The 16447-nt window shown below is 33.6% G+C and carries 16 protein-coding genes; 10 read left to right on the forward strand and 6 right to left on the reverse strand.

The genetic code is table 11. The features are described 5' to 3' along the window. Positions 1-29 precede the first annotated feature (29 nt). Together ACQKNC_RS07250 and ACQKNC_RS07255 are read left to right on the forward strand one after the other, a co-directional pair. Complete coding sequence (locus ACQKNC_RS07250) at positions 30-275, forward strand: hypothetical protein (protein WP_427424172.1); 246 nt, start codon at positions 30-32, stop codon at positions 273-275. A 365-nt stretch (positions 276-640) separates the two neighbouring features. Continuing rightward, positions 641-1117, forward strand: coding sequence for a hypothetical protein (locus tag ACQKNC_RS07255; RefSeq protein ID WP_427424173.1), 477 nt, complete (start codon positions 641-643; stop codon positions 1115-1117). A 602-nt stretch (positions 1118-1719) separates the two neighbouring features. Here ACQKNC_RS07255 and ACQKNC_RS07260 read toward each other — a convergent pair. The 4 genes from ACQKNC_RS07260 to ACQKNC_RS07275 all read right to left on the reverse strand — a co-directional run bounded on the left by ACQKNC_RS07260 (position 1720) and on the right by ACQKNC_RS07275 (position 4877). Then, positions 1720-2349 carry a LysE family translocator gene (locus tag ACQKNC_RS07260; RefSeq protein WP_427424174.1) on the reverse strand — a complete coding sequence of 210 codons (630 nt, stop codon included), beginning with the start codon at positions 2347-2349 and terminating at the stop codon, positions 1720-1722. Between the two features lie 957 nt (positions 2350-3306). Beyond that, entirely contained in the window at positions 3307-3816 is a 510-nt protein-coding gene (locus ACQKNC_RS07265) for a DUF3231 family protein (RefSeq protein WP_387081663.1), read from the reverse strand. Positions 3817-3974: 158 nt separating this feature from the next. Then, the gene (locus ACQKNC_RS07270; protein ID WP_427424175.1) at positions 3975-4175 is read right to left on the reverse strand and encodes a hypothetical protein; all 201 of its coding nucleotides are present in this window, start codon (positions 4173-4175) and stop codon (positions 3975-3977) included. An 84-nt stretch (positions 4176-4259) separates the two neighbouring features. Next, positions 4260-4877, reverse strand: coding sequence for a hypothetical protein (locus ACQKNC_RS07275; RefSeq protein WP_427424176.1), 618 nt, complete (start codon positions 4875-4877; stop codon positions 4260-4262). A gap of 1144 nt (positions 4878-6021) precedes the next feature. Here ACQKNC_RS07275 and ACQKNC_RS07280 point away from each other — a divergent pair. Beyond that, a complete protein-coding gene (locus ACQKNC_RS07280; protein ID WP_427424177.1) occupies positions 6022-6738 on the forward strand; it encodes a DUF2278 family protein in 717 nt (238 codons plus the stop codon). 834 nt (positions 6739-7572) lie between these two features. After that, the gene (locus ACQKNC_RS07285) at positions 7573-7812 is read left to right on the forward strand and encodes a hypothetical protein (RefSeq protein ID WP_427424178.1); all 240 of its coding nucleotides are present in this window, start codon (positions 7573-7575) and stop codon (positions 7810-7812) included. A gap of 695 nt (positions 7813-8507) precedes the next feature. Here the strand turns inward: ACQKNC_RS07285 and ACQKNC_RS07290 are convergent. Further along, positions 8508-9026: a hypothetical protein gene (locus ACQKNC_RS07290; RefSeq protein WP_427424179.1), complete on the reverse strand. Its 519-nt coding sequence runs from the start codon at positions 9024-9026 to the stop codon at positions 8508-8510. Positions 9027-9615: 589 nt separating this feature from the next. Here ACQKNC_RS07290 and ACQKNC_RS07295 point away from each other — a divergent pair. The 6 genes from ACQKNC_RS07295 to ACQKNC_RS07320 all read left to right on the forward strand — a co-directional run bounded on the left by ACQKNC_RS07295 (position 9616) and on the right by ACQKNC_RS07320 (position 14176). Then, on the forward strand, positions 9616-10047 hold the full coding sequence (locus ACQKNC_RS07295) for a BrxA/BrxB family bacilliredoxin (RefSeq protein WP_427424180.1): 432 nt from the start codon (positions 9616-9618) through the stop codon (positions 10045-10047). Continuing rightward, entirely contained in the window at positions 10035-10823 is a 789-nt protein-coding gene (locus ACQKNC_RS07300; RefSeq protein WP_427424181.1) for a class I SAM-dependent methyltransferase, read from the forward strand. The genes ACQKNC_RS07295 and ACQKNC_RS07300 overlap by 13 nt, the downstream gene beginning before the upstream one ends. A 374-nt stretch (positions 10824-11197) precedes the next feature. Further along, on the forward strand, positions 11198-11713 hold the full coding sequence (locus ACQKNC_RS07305) for a hypothetical protein (protein WP_427424182.1): 516 nt from the start codon (positions 11198-11200) through the stop codon (positions 11711-11713). A 125-nt stretch (positions 11714-11838) separates the two neighbouring features. Beyond that, positions 11839-12600, forward strand: coding sequence for an ANT(4')-I family aminoglycoside nucleotidyltransferase (locus ACQKNC_RS07310; protein WP_427424183.1), 762 nt, complete (start codon positions 11839-11841; stop codon positions 12598-12600). Positions 12601-13383: 783 nt separating this feature from the next. Next, positions 13384-13524 (forward strand): hypothetical protein, encoded by a 141-nt coding sequence (locus ACQKNC_RS07315; RefSeq protein WP_427424184.1) that lies wholly within the window; start codon positions 13384-13386, stop codon positions 13522-13524. Further along, on the forward strand, positions 13517-14176 hold the full coding sequence (locus ACQKNC_RS07320; protein WP_427424185.1) for an AroM family protein: 660 nt from the start codon (positions 13517-13519) through the stop codon (positions 14174-14176). Before ACQKNC_RS07315 ends, ACQKNC_RS07320 begins: the two co-directional genes overlap by 8 nt. 510 nt (positions 14177-14686) lie before the next feature. On the opposite strand, the gene ACQKNC_RS07325 is transcribed toward ACQKNC_RS07320, so the two are convergent. Further along, the gene (locus tag ACQKNC_RS07325) at positions 14687-16393 is read right to left on the reverse strand and encodes a methyl-accepting chemotaxis protein (protein ID WP_427424186.1); all 1707 of its coding nucleotides are present in this window, start codon (positions 16391-16393) and stop codon (positions 14687-14689) included. Between the last annotated feature and the right edge of the window lie 54 nt (positions 16394-16447).

Below are 16447 nucleotides of genomic sequence, written 5' to 3' on the forward strand. Positions count from 1 at the left end.
TAGTATTAATTAATGGGGGAGGAATTATGTTGAAAAAATACTTATTATTTGCAGGGGTATTTACATTAGTATTTGTCATATTGCAAGTGTTATCAGGTATGCTATTAACAATGTTTTATACACCTAGCATACAGCAGTGGGAACAGGCTTCGACTTTATCATCCCAAGTGGTGTTTGGAAATACAAGCTTTATTCCGCCGCTTGTTATATCTTTAATGGCGTTAGTAATAGCTTTTGGTAGTACTAAGCTAATCGATAAAAAGGCTGTTCATTAATAAAAAGGAAGGGCGTTTTTTCCCTTCCTTTTTGAATGAAATTCTAAAGTATAGTTGTAATATCTTCACGAATTCCTTATTAAAATGTGCTCAATAGGTGCTTTTTTCTATTGGCACTGTTTAATTATCTTGCAATTTGGGTGATGTAATATCTTAGATACACTTGCAAAGTGGAATATCCCGTCTTACTACTGAATAGCTTTGGTCCCTCTTGTGGTGCATTTTATGATGCTCAGTGTTGCAATCGGGTGATAATAATCATGCAAAAATTGTAGTATAAGGTTCTGAATTTTAGTATAATATTCTATGTTTTTAAGGGGAAAATTTTCCTTTATCAGGATAAAGGGCAGAAGGAAGGGATTATAATGCTATATTTAGGATTGATAATTATTGCTTGTTTATTTTTATATTTACAAAGAGCATCATTTTCATTGGTGGCTGATTCAAAACGACAATTAACAATTAAAAGAATGGAATTGTTAATTGTGATTGCTCCATTTGTTTCGTTAGTCGTGTTTACTATTCTTTTTTTAACTGTACTGACGGGACAATTAGCTGACAGAATATCTCATGCTTTAATAGTTTTTAGTCTTTGGATTTTTTTCACCTATTTCATAAAAACTCTATTTGGGTATTGGAAAAATAAAAATATATTATTGGTTACTTTCGTTGCGGTACCATTGACGCTTTATTTTATATTGCAATTGACTCCGTTAGACAATTATACAAAGTTAGTTTTCCTGAAAATAGGGAATTTTTCATTTATCATAGGTCTAGTATTAATTGTTTTATTTTATTCGAATTATTTATATAAAAGGAAGTTAGAAGTGGCGAAGGTTTAATTAAATAATGAGGCGATTGTTATTTACTCGTCACTAGAAAGATGAAGCGTATTCGGAATGATCGAATACGCTTTATTTTATTTTACTTTACTTACAGGGTACAAGTCCCGAACCGCAAGACAGAAGTGGTGGTAAATTAAGTACATGGGTGTCTGTGATAACGCGAAAAGTTATACAGAGAAACAAATGAAGCTAAGTCATTAAATATAATTGATGATGTTAAAAGAAAAAAAATTCATCATTACGTTGCATGACGAAACTAAAAATTTCACTGTCGATTATGAAATAACTAAGGTCTATGATAAAGAGAAAAATGCTACAACTTTAAATCAATGAATGCGAGATGAATAACTACCGAGTTTGATTGAGAAATTGCTTATACAATCATGAAGCGGCCTGTTTTTCAATTAGTACACTTAAATAGCATAACATTTTGATGAACAGTTTGAGGATCGTGTCAAAAAGATAGTGTGCAATTAATAGAGTGGATTTAATAAGAAAACAGTCCTTTCAAATTATTAAAGGACTGTTTTAAATAAATGATTGAATTTAAATTCATTATAACATTTTAAAAATAGGGGGCATGTTAATGTTATAAAAATTTAATGTGGGGCTTTCGTTTGAAGCAATTTTATCCCCAAATAAATAAATATCGTTCCTGTTATCTTATTTAGAATTGTTCCTAACTTTTGGTTTCCTCTTAGTTTTTTAGTAACGTATGAAGAGAAATAAGCAACAAATATACACCATAGTAGTCCAGTTGCTGTAAAAGTAAGTCCTAAAATGATAAAAGGAGTAGGACCCGAGACATTTATATCTATAAACTGTGGGAGAAACGCAATAAAAAATAAAGAAACTTTTGGATTCGTTAGACTTGTTAAAAGCCCCTGTATATAAATTTTTCTTATGTTTAATTTATTTGATGACGCTTCGAAACTTATGTTTGATTTATCAAGTATCATTTTAATCCCTAGATAAACGAGATAAATAACACCAATAATTTTAATGGTATTAAATAATACAATAGATTTTGTAAGTATGAGCGATAAGCCAAAAGAAACTAATAACGTATGAACTAAGGAGCCAGTAATAATACCAAACACAGAATAAATACCAGCTTTTCTACCTTGGGAAATGCTTCTACCAACAATATACATGGTGTCCGCACCAGGGATTAGATTTAATAAAATCCCTGTTAATAAAAACATTTCATAATTTATAATACCGTACATTTTAGCACCTCTATCTCTTTTTTGGGGTGCCCTTATTGATTCTAAAGTAAATGAAGGGAAAACAAAAGCATTTTTTATTCAAAAAGATCGGCCCAAATAAATTTGTAGAAAAATTATTCGCTGAAAATTCAGAATAAAGTGAATGTAAAACGAAAATAGAGCGATTCATTTATTATTATTGCCCACCATTCAATCTTCAAAGGATATCCGTTTACAAAGTTGCTCTTCCTCAATGAGTTCTTGCTAGTGAAGTAGAAATTTTAACAACTTTTCTTTTAATCCAAAGAAAGCTTCCTCAACTCTAACTAGAAAAGTATCAGAATTATGATTGGTTTGTGAAAAAGACGTTGAAAACGGATAGCAGTAATAGCTTTTGGTTTAGTTATTAGCGCTTCATTGAGTGGCTCACTATTGGTCAATTAAAGCGTAACTATTGGTATGATGTTATTTGTATAACAATCGAATTCGTGGGGGATCATTGCTACCATGGGGAAGAAAGTAAATTAAGGAAAAGATATAGTTTGCCAATGAAAAAATATTTACTTATTGTTTTGTTCTTTTTTAAAAAAGTTTGAAGTTAACAAAAAAGCAATTCCTATAAAAAAGCATATTAGTGCCACTGATTTATTCGGAATAAATGAATTGTAATCAAATGAACCAAGCGATGTTCCGAGTCCACATATAAACAAAAAGAAGCCTAACCAATAAATGATTTTTCCAATTGTAGTATGAGTTTTCGTATAAAAATACCTCCTTTATGTATTGTTATTTTATATCATAATATAATTAGATAATTTTTGGATAAATTAGATTAGTGTAGTTGCTGAGCACTTTGAAACCTTTATGAACACTATGATGATTAATCGAAAGATAATGTTCAGTAATGGGCTGGCATTAACCATACCGAAAAAACCCCAGTTTTTAACTGGGGAGACGGTTTGTCAGATTTAATAAATATTATTTTTCTGGATAATCTACGTGTAGTGGCGGTGGAACTAACCAGCCTTTTGTCTTATTAAGACGTAACAGTTTAGCTCCAATTTGGGCTTTTGCTGTATGGAATTGGCCATACATTAATGCGATATCTTCACGAGTAGAAATGCCCATTGCTTGACTGCAAGCAACTAATCCAGCAGCTAGGTCCGCGCTAAGCGCAGCACTAATTTCTGGATCATTAAACTTAGCACCTGCAGGGATATCTTCCATTCTTGCTACTGGTCTTTCTGGTGAAGCAGGAGGTAAACCAATACCATTTGTTTTTAGGATTTTTTCTAATTGTTTTACTTCTTCCCTGCAAAGTTCAACTATATCTTCAATTATTTTTTTTAGATCTTCATCACCAGCGTGATTATAAAAAGTTTGATAGCCAGAAATCATACCATAATCTGCAATTAAATTTGACCATACACTAAAAACTTCACCGTAATGCAATGGTTCGTCTTTTGGATTTCCACCAAGAATACCCATACTTTCACTTCCTTTTCTTATTTTAGCTAAAGCAAGGATAGTATGGATGAAATTTAAAAAATAATTCATATAAAAAATAAGGTTACTGAACAATTTGAGTAAAGAAACAATAAAAAGGGTCACTATGCTGAAAGTGACCCTAAATATCGAATAAGAGACTATTGGAACTTATGAAGTTTCTTAACTTTCATTGAAGCCACTTCTCCGCAATTCGTGCAAATAGTCAAAATTAGTGGTGAACTCGAAAAATGGAGCATATCAAGCTTAATGGGTTTTACATTTGCCATAGATCCACCTAATTCACCTTGTGTAAATTCATCACTACCACATGATTTACAAACTAATTTATCGTTTTCCATGTAATCACCTCATTATGTAATATATGTAAATTATAACATAAAATAAGCCGCAGCGTCGTCACACGCTACAGCTCCTATTCTTCATTAAATTTTGTTATAGATGACCATAAATTGTGCTGCTTCAGATTCAAGTGCGATTAGATGATCTTCAGTAGAGGGTTCATCTGAAATCAATCTACCTTTTTGGACGTTTAAAATTGCAGGTTTTATCTCAGGAGAATGATCAATGCTGAAATCAGATTGATTTAATAGTGTCAAAGATGAGCGGCATTTGTTTTTATCAATTCGTTCGTCTTTCCCTTTGAAATATAACTTGATTAAGTATGGAACACCATCAATCTTTAATCCAAGTTCAGGTGATGAACGAACAGTTAAATATTCGTTATACCAATTGGATTTGCCTGGTTCAAACCATTCAATTTCTTTATTTTTAATAAATTTTAAATGTGCTTTGACAGCTTCAAGGTAATTTTTCTGTTTAGTTTGAGAAACCTTTTCAGCAAGAGAAAGCAGGTAATCGTTACTAAATTCTTTCTCATGAAATTTTCGGATACCATCTCGTAAAGGTTTCCAGTAATCAAAAGCAGGATTGTATTCATCTTGATATTTTATTTGTCTAACCATTGAAATTTTACCAGTAACGCCTTTGAAAGTAAAGTCTGTAAATTGTGTAAGGCCGATAGATACTTTTTTTGAAGACATTATTAACAACTCCTTTATTTGTAAATATTCAAAAAAAAGAAAGGTGCCTTCGATCAATTTCAGGAGAATTTAAGATGAATCAATTACAAATTATCGTTCATGACAACCGTCAAATAATTTCACTTCTATAAAGATTGCAATATATTCACCTTACTGTTATAGAGTTAAAAACTATTTAAAGCCCTACATCAAAATGATGAAAAACCTAAAAATACATCTGTTTTATATCTCTAGATTGAAAAAGGGACATGGCTACATGATAAATCGCAAAACGCGATAGCGCAGCGGCTGCCATGATGAATAGGATGAAGGCTTTATCAATTATCAACCAAGGATTAGGAATTATTGGAGTGGGCTTTTTATGGTGGATGTTATGAAAAAAATTAAGAATCGAAAGGAGATCTACTTAGCAATCGGTGCAATGGCAGTTAATCTAATTATGTAAGATTATGATGTAGCGATGAACGAGCATATGACATTATTCGTAGTTTAGATACATTACAGGTTAGTCAGAATATTGATTGTATGGAGGGATAAGGTCTTTAATGGCCTGCAATAATTGGAGGTGCCACATGTTTAAATTTAAATAATGGGAAAAGTTATCGTACAAGAACGCTAGGCATTAGTGTGGAAGTGGTGGTTCAGATGCGAAATATTGAATTAAAGAAAAGGCTGCCTAACAGTTACCTGTTAAACAGCACATGGATAATGTAAATATAAAACAAATAATAGGGAAAAGTCAACAATTTTTTAGAAGTTTTATCTAGCACTTGTTAAGCGAATTGCAAATGGTTGGTTCGCTTGACTAGAAATGAATATTCTCACCAGCAAAAACATTAGCCACGGCATTCACAATCGTAAACAATGCATACCAGTCTATGATTTCAAGAACAGTTTAACCAACAAAGTGTTGGTGTGAACGTCGAAATTTGGCGTGAATAAATGATTGAAGTTCTATTTTTTGGAATGATAGAATTAGTGTTGTAGAGTGAGTTAAAACAAGTGAGTATTTTAGTGAGATAACCATAAAGGCATCCGAGGAGACTAGGTACTTCATTATGCTAATCAGCTATAAAGACTTTATTTAACATCTATAAAATGAATATGATTAAATAATAATAACTTTATAGGGAGGTTATAATTTATGCCATTATTCAAATACGGAGTGTTAAAAGGTAAAGTTGTTGACGTAAGACCTGTAGATTCATATGATAAGACTCCTCATTACGAAGTGCATATTCGAGCAACAAAAATAGATAAAAGTGAGGAGAATTATAGAATTGCGATTAATGTTGCATCTAAAGTAAAGCCTTCAGAAGTCCTATATTTTGTAAGTGAAGATTTTAACTCGAATCAAATAACAATTATTCCGAATTACGAAGAAGGATTTACAGAAGTTACTAGTGAAAATCGTGAAATTGCATTAGATTATATTCGTGGTGGATTATTCGATCCTTCAAAAATGATTCCTCTCCCTGCGACAAAGAATGGACCAGACAATGACCTAAATGAAAAAGTAAATAAATATATGCAAGAGGCAATGACTAAAAAAGCTACAGTTTATGCTTACGGAGAAAAATTTAAAATTGAAGATGAAAAAGATAAATATTTCGAGTTTTCTCCAGGCAGAGGCATTCATGATATCCATATGAATCAAGGAAACAGTAAGGATTTTAGACAAGACGACGGGATATGGCAAGATGGTGGTGTACTCATTCATTTTGAGGAAGAAAACAGGTGGGTTGGTATATTCCTTGCATTCCAGTCGCAGTCTTGGTGTACTGATGACAATGGACATGCTACGAAGCCGGTTAGTGTGTGTAACCATGCAAATAGGAAATCGGCGATAGAATTTTTTTAGTCATATTAATAGTGGAGGCTGGGACAAAAGTGTTTCAGCCAACAAAAATACCGAACTATCCAATGAAACGCTCATGAAGTGTTTCGGAATAGTTCGGTTTTTCTATTTATCGTGTTTTGTTAATTTAGAGATTATTCGGCTTTATAAAGGAACCATTTAGTTATGTCCCAGCCTCTTTTATATTTATAACAAGTATGGGGTTTTAACGGTTTATTAAAACTACCCATTAGTGAAAATAAAAACAAAACTTTCTTTTCTAATGATATATTTTCAGATTATCATTTTCTATAAACGATTTAACTATTTTCAAAACAGTAAATCTTTTTTACAAACGGTACGATTTTAACTCACCATTATTATTTTTTAAAACAGCTAATATGTAATTTTTAGGATACATTACCTGTATTGCCAAACATCCATGTTAAGGTAAAGATTATATACATACTAGATATACAAATCCATACTATGTTTGTCTTAATCTTTGTATAATCATTTTTAGAAACTCTTATAATAAAAATACATAAATTTAATGAAAAAACTAGGGCAAGTATGGGATTCAGCAAAAATGATGCTGCAATAATAAAATCAATCATTTAATCACACCTGTTATTTTTTTAAATAATCCTATGTAGAATATTTTTCAGTTTTGGATATTATTTCCTTTATAATTCTATTTTAGGGAATTGAGAGATAAAAGTACAGACAAAAAACAGACTGCTGTGTTATACGATTACCTTTATAGTAGATAATAAGAATAAGTTGAAGATAGTTGAAACCTGAACTGTATATAAACGTAAGTATAAATAAAAATATAAAAGTAGAGGAGGATTAATTTTGGGAAATGTAGTTAAAACTTTAATTGAAATATCGAAAACAGAAAGTAAGATTCATAAGTTCTATTTAGCACTGTTAGCAATGACTTTTTTATTTATCTACCTAATCCGTATTAAACTTAAATTGTTAGGGCTCAGCATTGGGGAAAGTATTATTCCTTTGTTTGTGTGTTTGCTTATAGTATTAAGTTTATGGGCTAAAAAACTTATAGTGAAAGATAGAGATAGCCAAATCATTTAGTAAAGTCGCAAAAAAATCTTTGTAAATCAAACAAGAACCAGCTACTTTAAAGTTGCTAGGTTCTTTTTCTTATGTCTTAAAATTAAGTAACATTTTAGAAATAGATTGGTATTGTTATTACTTTAGGACTAAATTTATTACTTATAATAAAAAAATATTTGGGGTAAAATATTATTTTTTCACTTTTTTGCCGAACATAGAAGGTAGATGGTACTTGTTCAGAAAATCAACTAAAAATAGAATATTGTTGGTGAACGGAAATGGAAGGTTTCTATTTCATGAAGATTGGAACGGATTGATTTTTGAAAAGAAAATATTTGAGCTTAATAAACTTCAACTCTTTTTATATGGAACCGAAAAGAGGTATGTCAATACACTTCTAACATTTATACTATCTTGGGTAGCATTAAGCATTGTTTATGTTGCTGTTGATCTAGAATTAAAACACAGATATCCTGTCGCTTTACGACCAAGTATGTCAAAATCATCTTTGAACTGTTGCCCGTTTTTATCAATCATTTCAAATAAATCCTCATCTTCCACAGTCAATAATTTGTTAGTAAAGTTAACTATTGTTTTACCTTCAAAATTTTCATCTAATTGTTTGCTTTGCTCAACGGGGAGGGTTCTCAAGTAATTTTGAGCCTGGGCTTTTTATGGCAAAATAAAAGCCACTCATTTGAGTGACTAAATTATTACTTTAATTTTTCAGTTATGATTGCTACCGGGAAATAATACATGCCGAGTTCATTTGATTGTTTTTCAGATATATTCATAGATACTGTCCCAATATTAACATATTCAATCGTTAATGTTTTCCAATCTTCTTCTTCTAGTAGCGCATCGGATGCTTGACTGTACATCGACACAGCAATATCTTTTGGTGGTAAATTGAATTTGTTTGGCGCTAAGTCGATCACTGCTTTAATTTCGCCATTTTCGACGGTTAAACTAATTAATTTATCGTTCTCACCCATACCTGAATACTCAAGTATTTCTTTCGCTTTATTTATTGTAATTTCTTTCTCTGCTATGTCTCCAGTTTCCTCTTTCTGTTCAGCAAGAGCCTTTTCCTCATCTTCATTTTTAGCTTGTTCGCTAGGTTTTGGATACTCGATTGTTTTATTTTCAGGAATCGGTTTTTTAGCTTTTTCCTCGCCACAAGCAGCAAGTAGTAGTGCTGACATAGCTCCTATGTAAATTAATTTTTTCATTTATAATTCCCCCCTCTACATTACCATTTTAGGAAAAATGAAGATAAATGTACATGTAAAAAACAGACAACTATAATTAGTTGTCTGTATTATCATCTTTAGCATTTTCAATTACTTTTTCAAATGCTGCATTAATTTTCCCTATGTTATATCTAGCTTCAAGTAATTCCTGTGTTGTTTGTTCTAGTTTGTTCATTTTGAAATCTTCATTTATATTTTGTTCTATCCTCAACATTAATAATATTGAAATTCGCTAGAAATATCAAAAGAGCCATATTTGTAGGTGCGTATAGTAAGGTTGTAGTGCGTTTAAATAGTAAGTCGACAAATCATCTTCTGTGAAAGGCAAAGTGTACAGAGAAGTTATTGTCGGTGTCGGAAAAAATAACAATATAATGACATGTGTGATACTCCTATGAAAACTTCAATTTCCTAAAGTTATTTACTAAAAATAAAAAGCAACCAAAGCAACAAAAAAGCAACCAAAATTCCAAATAGAAGTGAATAACGGTGAAATCGAATCATTATACAATGACGAGAAACCTTGCTATAATAACCTTTGCGAATACATATGAAAGAGGGTAAAAGCATGAACGCTTACGATGAATATATGAAGCAGGTAGTGAAGCCGATGCGTGAGGAGTTAGTGGAGGCTGGATTTAAGGAACTTACGACTGCAGATGCGGTGAATGAGTTTATGGCGGAGGCGAAGGGGACTTCGTTGGTTGTGATTAACTCGGTTTGTGGTTGTGCGGCTGGGTTGGCGCGTCCGGCTGCTCGTGAGGCAGTGGAGGCGGTTAAGCCTGATAATCTTGTGACTGTTTTTGCGGGTCAGGATCCTGAAGCGACTGCTGCGATGCGTAGCTTTTTTGAGGATGTACCACCAAGTTCACCTTCGATGGCGATTTTAAAGGATGGGGAATTGGCATACTTTATTCCACGTGAACAAATTGAAGGATTCCCAGTGGAGCAAATCGTTACACATTTAACAGGTGTTTTAGAGCAAACATGCGAGAATTAAAAACGATTGTTACGACAGCGGGCAGACCAGACGATTTATCGTTGGCGCTCGCTGCTTTTGCATGTGAACAATTAGATGCTTCGTTTGAACTAAGAAAAAAGCGTTCTGTTCGAAAGATCTCTCAGGAATTGCATGCACATGTGATCGTTGCTGGGAAAAATCGTTTTGAGTATTATGCTTTTGGAGCAAATGAGCCATTTTTCTTCCATCCGAATTCAGCAGCGTTTCGCTTAAAACGTGTAGCTCGTGGGGAAGTGGAGCCGTTTTTAGAAGCGGCACAGCTTGAAAAAGGAGATGCGGTGCTTGATTGCACACTTGGACTTGCTGCGGATGCTATGCTGGCGGCTTATTCAGTTGGTGAAGCGGGGCGAGTCGTTGGATTAGAAGCGAACCCGAATGTGGCATTTATTGTTGGGCAGGGGATGCAATCCTACGATACGACTGAGCTGCCGTTAACTGCATGTATGCGCCAAATTGAAGTGGTGCAGGCTGAAGCAGTTAGCTATTTGAAAACTTTGCCGGACAATACTTTTGATGTCGTGTATATGGATCCGATGTTTGAAGAGATTATTGAGGAAGCCAATAACTTTGAAGCATTACGCTTAGCTGGGGAACATGTGACATTAACGGATGAATGGGTATGTGAGGCGAAACGAGTGGCGAAAAAACGGGTAGTGTTAAAGGCTCATTTTCGCTCTGAATGGTTTGCCAAATATCATTTTCAGCAATTTGAAAGAACGACGGCGAAGTTTCATTATGGTGTTCTAAAAGTATAGAAATATTTTTAAGGGGCTTGTTCATTTTGGACTTGCCTCTATTTTTATTTAAGATTCCAAATATGGTAATATGAAACAGTAAAAGATGAACGCTTTTGACAATTGTTCATAGAGATTAGATTCTTCTTTCGTGCATCAGCTAAGAAATTACATACGATATTGAAGCGCCTCGTTTAGAGGTATTTATTACGTTAGCTCGTTAAGTTAAACCTTCATCTTAGGGAAAGCCGTTGATGATTGATTGCTTATTTTTGAGGTTGGGGATGGGCAAGTATCAGGATTGCCTGTAAATGCTCTTGAGGTGGAGAAATTTTATAAATTTTTGAAATTGAAAATCTTTGAGCAATGAAAATCAAAATTTTAGGGGGATGTATATGAGCCAAATAGATGAAAAAATCGAGTTGTTTCTGAAAAATCCTTTAGTGGAAGAAGAAAGCTTTTGGGATAGTGAAGCATTAATTTGGGTCGATTGGAGAGATTTTGACGATTCTATTGTTGAATATTTTAACGAATACTTACTTGAAGAAGATAAAATAAAATTTGAACTCGTTGAAAATAATAAGCCAAGGGGCGTTGATATTTTCTTAATAAAAGATGAGGTGAAGAAAGCAATCCCGTATGGCGAAGAAAGGACCGATAGAGACACAACCTTGAAAGCTATTCAAGGCTTTATTGCTCCAAAATATCAAATCCGTTGGTACATGGATTCACTTGGCGGAGATACTTTGGCTTTTTGTGTGCTGCCAACTGAAAAGTGGTTGCAGTTAGAGAAAGAATATGGGGAAGAAAAAGTTACATATTATTTTGCGCCTCTATCACAAGATTCTGTGATGTTTGAATTGGATATGGACGAAGTTTTCGATTTGTTGGAGAAAAGAAAACGATTGTAGCAAAAGAGAATATCTATTAAAGAATGGTGATTTTGTAGATGAAGGCAGATAAAATTCCTCGTTAAGCTCGTGGTCCTCCGCGATCAATTATAATCTCATAAAATTAATTAAAAGGAGAGACAAATATGATTGGTCCGAAAAAAGTAACGAGAGAAGAAAGAATGGAGATTGCTTGTTCCATTGCAAATCAAGTTCTAGAAAGATATGGGTCAAAGGTTCAAGCAATCGGGGTATACGGTTCATTAGCACGAAAAACAGATGGACCATTTTCAGATATAGAAATTAAATGTATTGTAGACTCTTTAGATGAAGGCTTTAGCTATGAATGGACTGCGGGCGATTGGAAGGCAGAAGTGAATTTTGACAGCGCAGAAGATATTATCGAAGATGCGACTACCGTTGACGAAGAATGGCCACTAACACATGGCCAATTTTTCAACATCCTACCTATTTATGACCCGAATGATTTTTTTCCTGAACTAAAAGCAAAAGCAAGCTCAGTAGATTACTCGATATTTAAAGAAGCTATCTGTCGAACTTTAGTAGAAGAAATGTACGAGTATATTGGCAAATTGAAAAATATCGAAATACAAGGTCCTCAAACATTTTTACCGATTTTGGCGATGAAATTTGCTACAGCAGGCGCAATGATTTTAGGGTTACACAATAAACAATTTTTCACTACCTCTGCACAGGTATTGCCAGAAGCATTGTCATTTATAGATAAGCCTGAGGGATTTGACGTTCTATGTGAGTTGGTGATGTCTGGTAATCTCTCAGATCCACAACAAATTCTTGCTATCTGCGAGAACTATTGGGATTCTTTACTAAAATGGTCTGTTCAACATGGATATCATATTGAATGTTCAACTGTTATACCTTGGTAATTTAAATGAAATCTTTACTTTTTAAATACTATGTGCTATAATAGGAACCGTGCTATTTTAGGTGGCATATTTCCGTAATCTGGCATTCTGCTTTTGTTTTTGAAGATACTTATTCACACTGGCGCATGCTTTGGGGCTGCAAGGACGCAAAAGAAGGTTGGGTTTGCGTTGCTTAAGTTAGAGAGCACACAGTGGAATTTTACCGCGGTGAAGAAACATATACTGTTTCGAGATAATATTCCCCAGATGATTGGGTTGAGACTTTACAATTTACGAAAATGTTACCTATTAAATACTAAAGGGGTGGCTTCGCATGAGCGAGGCTGCCCCTTGTCCAATTTATCGAGAAAAAAGATGGGATGTTTTAGAAGCGACGGTTAGAACCTTCAGATGTAGACAGGCTTTGATCTTCTCTTTTTTTATGTAATGAATCCCTAGATATTGTAAAAATTATAGTTCTTTTAAATTATTTATTCAGATAAATGTTCTAATATACTTAAACTTATGTAACAATGTTTATTAATATCTTTTCTCTCAATTTGCTTTGTTTCAATGAAATCGGTTTTGTATATGGTGAAGAAATGATCGTATTTTTCATAACAGGTAATACGTTGGATATTGGTGAAGTGACATGTTTTCAATTAGAAGATATCAATTGATCAAAGTGGGAAGAAAGTCTTGTTATATTCATATAATTCTGAATATTCTCATTTCGAATGATAGAAAAGAGTACTACCTAAAGTTGCTAGCCAAAATTATATGGAAAACTGTGGAGGAATAAATATGACGTTAAAACATTCATTATTGATTTTAGATGTATTGGATTATCCAAAAGTAAATGGTGAAAAAGTGGTACAACAATTTGAACGATATGAAGGTGTAGAAGCTTCCTATAAAACTTTAGGGGTGCCTACTAATGATTAAAGTCGGCTTTTTGACTATTGGACAATCACCTCGTTCAGACATTACACCAACTTTTAAAGAAATGTTTAATAAAAATATTGAAATTGTGGAAAGAGGGGCATTGGATGCCTTAAAAGAAGCGCAATTACTAACAGTTATTGCGAGAAAAGAAAAGAACATATGTGTTTCACGATTACGAGATGGCAGATCGATAATAATTAACAAAAGAAAGCTACTACCATTATTACAAAATGAATTATCAAAGCTAGAACAAGAGGTGGATATGGTCATGGTATTATCCACAGATGAATTTTCGGCTTTTACATGTGAAAAGCCCATTTTATATGCTCATCGAATCGTAACACAAACTATTGCTGCTATGGTCGATCAACCTAAGATAGGTTTAATTATCCCGCTTGAAGAACAGAGGAACAGCATGCTAAAAAAGTGGGAAAGTATTTCGGATGAAATTGCTGTTGCTGTTGCCTCACCATATGATTATGGTAACTTTGAAGAAGCAGCTCATTATCTTAAAAATTACCAAGTAGATTTAATTGTTTTAGATTGTATGGGATACAATGAAGAACATAGGGAGCTAGTTAGAAAAGAGAGTGGTATTTTAACAATTTTGCCACGTACTTTAGTGGCGAGAATTGTTCTTGAATACTTATAAATTAAGGATAAGAAGAATCTTTCCAGACTGTAGATACTATAGATAAAGTTAGACTACAGTCTTTTTCGTTTCGGGAATTTACTTGTGAAAATCATCCATTTCTTCCTATTCTAAAGGACTATGAGCGGTAGAAATGGCCATAAAAAAGTAGAAAAGTCCGCACGCTCGCGGACTTTCTTTGTAAACATAATTATTAAGTTATGATTTAAAGATGTGATTCTAATCCGATAATTACACTATTTTCAATGATATATCCTTAGTAAGATTTTTCTATATTTTACGAGTTTGCAATTATGTAGCTATGTTTCACTCCAGATGTATTAGGGGATGATGGTAGTAATGTAGGTTTTTGTCCAAACTAACGGAAATAGAGGAAGTTATAAAGAGAAGAAGCGGTTTATATCAAAAAATGATCTAGCCGCTTCTTTTATATGACTGACATTGTTTTTTTTTTAAATGTATGAAGTCACAATTAAATGTTTAAAGTGGCGCATGCCTGCGATAATCGTACTATACTCGGAATTGAGCTGCTAAGTCTCTTAACTCTTCTGCTAAGTTTGCAAGTGAATAAGCAGATGATGAAATTTCCTCCATTGATGCCGTTTGTTCTTCAGTCGTTGCAGAAATACTATTTGTGCCGGCTGTAGTAGATTGAGTTATAGAGTGGATTGTATTCATACTACCAACAATTTCTTCAGTTCCTGCTGCCATTTGCTCGACCGCTGCGGATACTGTTTCTACCTGCATCGTAACATTTTGAATGGCACCTTGAATTGAAGCGAAAGTTGAACGTGTATTTTCTGTTGTTTTAATTCCTTCATTAACTCCTGCTGTTACTAACTTCATTGATTCAACAGCCTTTTGAGTATCTTTCTGTGTCTCTGAAATCAACACTTCAATTTGGTTAGAAGAAACAGCAGACTGTTCTGCTAATTTCCTAACCTCATCTGCAACGACGGCAAAACCCTTTCCATGCTCGCCAGCACGTGCGGCTTCAATCGCGGCATTCAGGGCAAGGAGATTCGTTTGTTCAGCAATTGCTGTAATCGAATCAATAATTTGACCAATGTCATTAGAACGTTTTCCTAACACGTCTACAACTTCGGATAAGCCATTTACTCGTTCTGTAATGTCCATCATTTGTTGATTCATTTGATTCGCGGCATCAATACCATTTATCACTAGAGATAAAGAATCACCTGAAAGTTCGGTTACAGCTTGAGCGTTTCCAGCTATTTGTTGCACACCTGTTGAAAGCTCATTGACAGTATTGACGGTGCTAGAGACATTGTTTAGTTGCTCTATTGATCCATAAGCAATCGTTTCCATCGTACTTGCAATCATCTCTGTTGCTTTTGTAGTTTCTGCTGCATTAGCATTTAATTCGTCAGATGCTGATGCTACATGATTCGCGGTTTCATTGACTTTTGTTACTGTATTACGAATATTATTAAGCATTGAATTAAATGATTGAGTTAATTGACCAATTTCATCTTTGGATGAATAGGTACCTTGAACAGTCAAATCACCGTCGCCTGCTTTTAACATATTAGACTGCAACTCTTTAACCGGATTTACAATTAAACGTGCAATCCATGTTGCTAATGTAATAAAGAAAATAATGGCTAAAACAGAAAGAATGGTAGAAATAAGCATAGTAGTAGATTGATTTTGTTCGTTTATTTTATTCAGCTGATCAGCATCATCAGCACATAGAGCCATCAGCTTGTCTGTATCAATTTCCACTTTGTCGATAAGAGCATCTGAAGCTTTAGTGTATGCAGAATAGGCTTCTTCGTTTTGGTTCTTGTTAGCCAAATCAATGATATTTGCCATGGTACTAAAATAACCATCGAGATTGGATTTAAGAGATTCTAATAGTTTTTTTTCATCTTCTTTTCCAGTATAAGAGTCTTCAAATTTTATGATTAAGTCTCTAATACTTTCACCACTTTTTGAGATTTTTGCCTGTAGATCGGTATTACGATTAGCATCCGTAGTAATCATGAGCTCTAAAATGTAAGAATCTACATCACTAAAGTTAGATCCAAGTTGACTGATATATTGAATTGGCAAAAGTGACTCGTCATACATTTCACTAGATTTTTTTGCCATATCATTAATGTAATAAAAACCACCACCTGAAATAGTTAGTAAAAATATAACGGCGGACGCAATAAGTGTTAAAATTTTCTTTTTAATTGATAAGTTTTTCAAAAATATTTCCTCCAGTAGCTCAACTGTCTCAAAAGTCCTGAATGACAGTGGTAT

It is taken from the genome of Lysinibacillus sp. NPDC094177, from assembly GCF_050279145.1.
Taxonomy (GTDB): Bacteria; Bacillota; Bacilli; order Bacillales_A; family Planococcaceae; genus Lysinibacillus.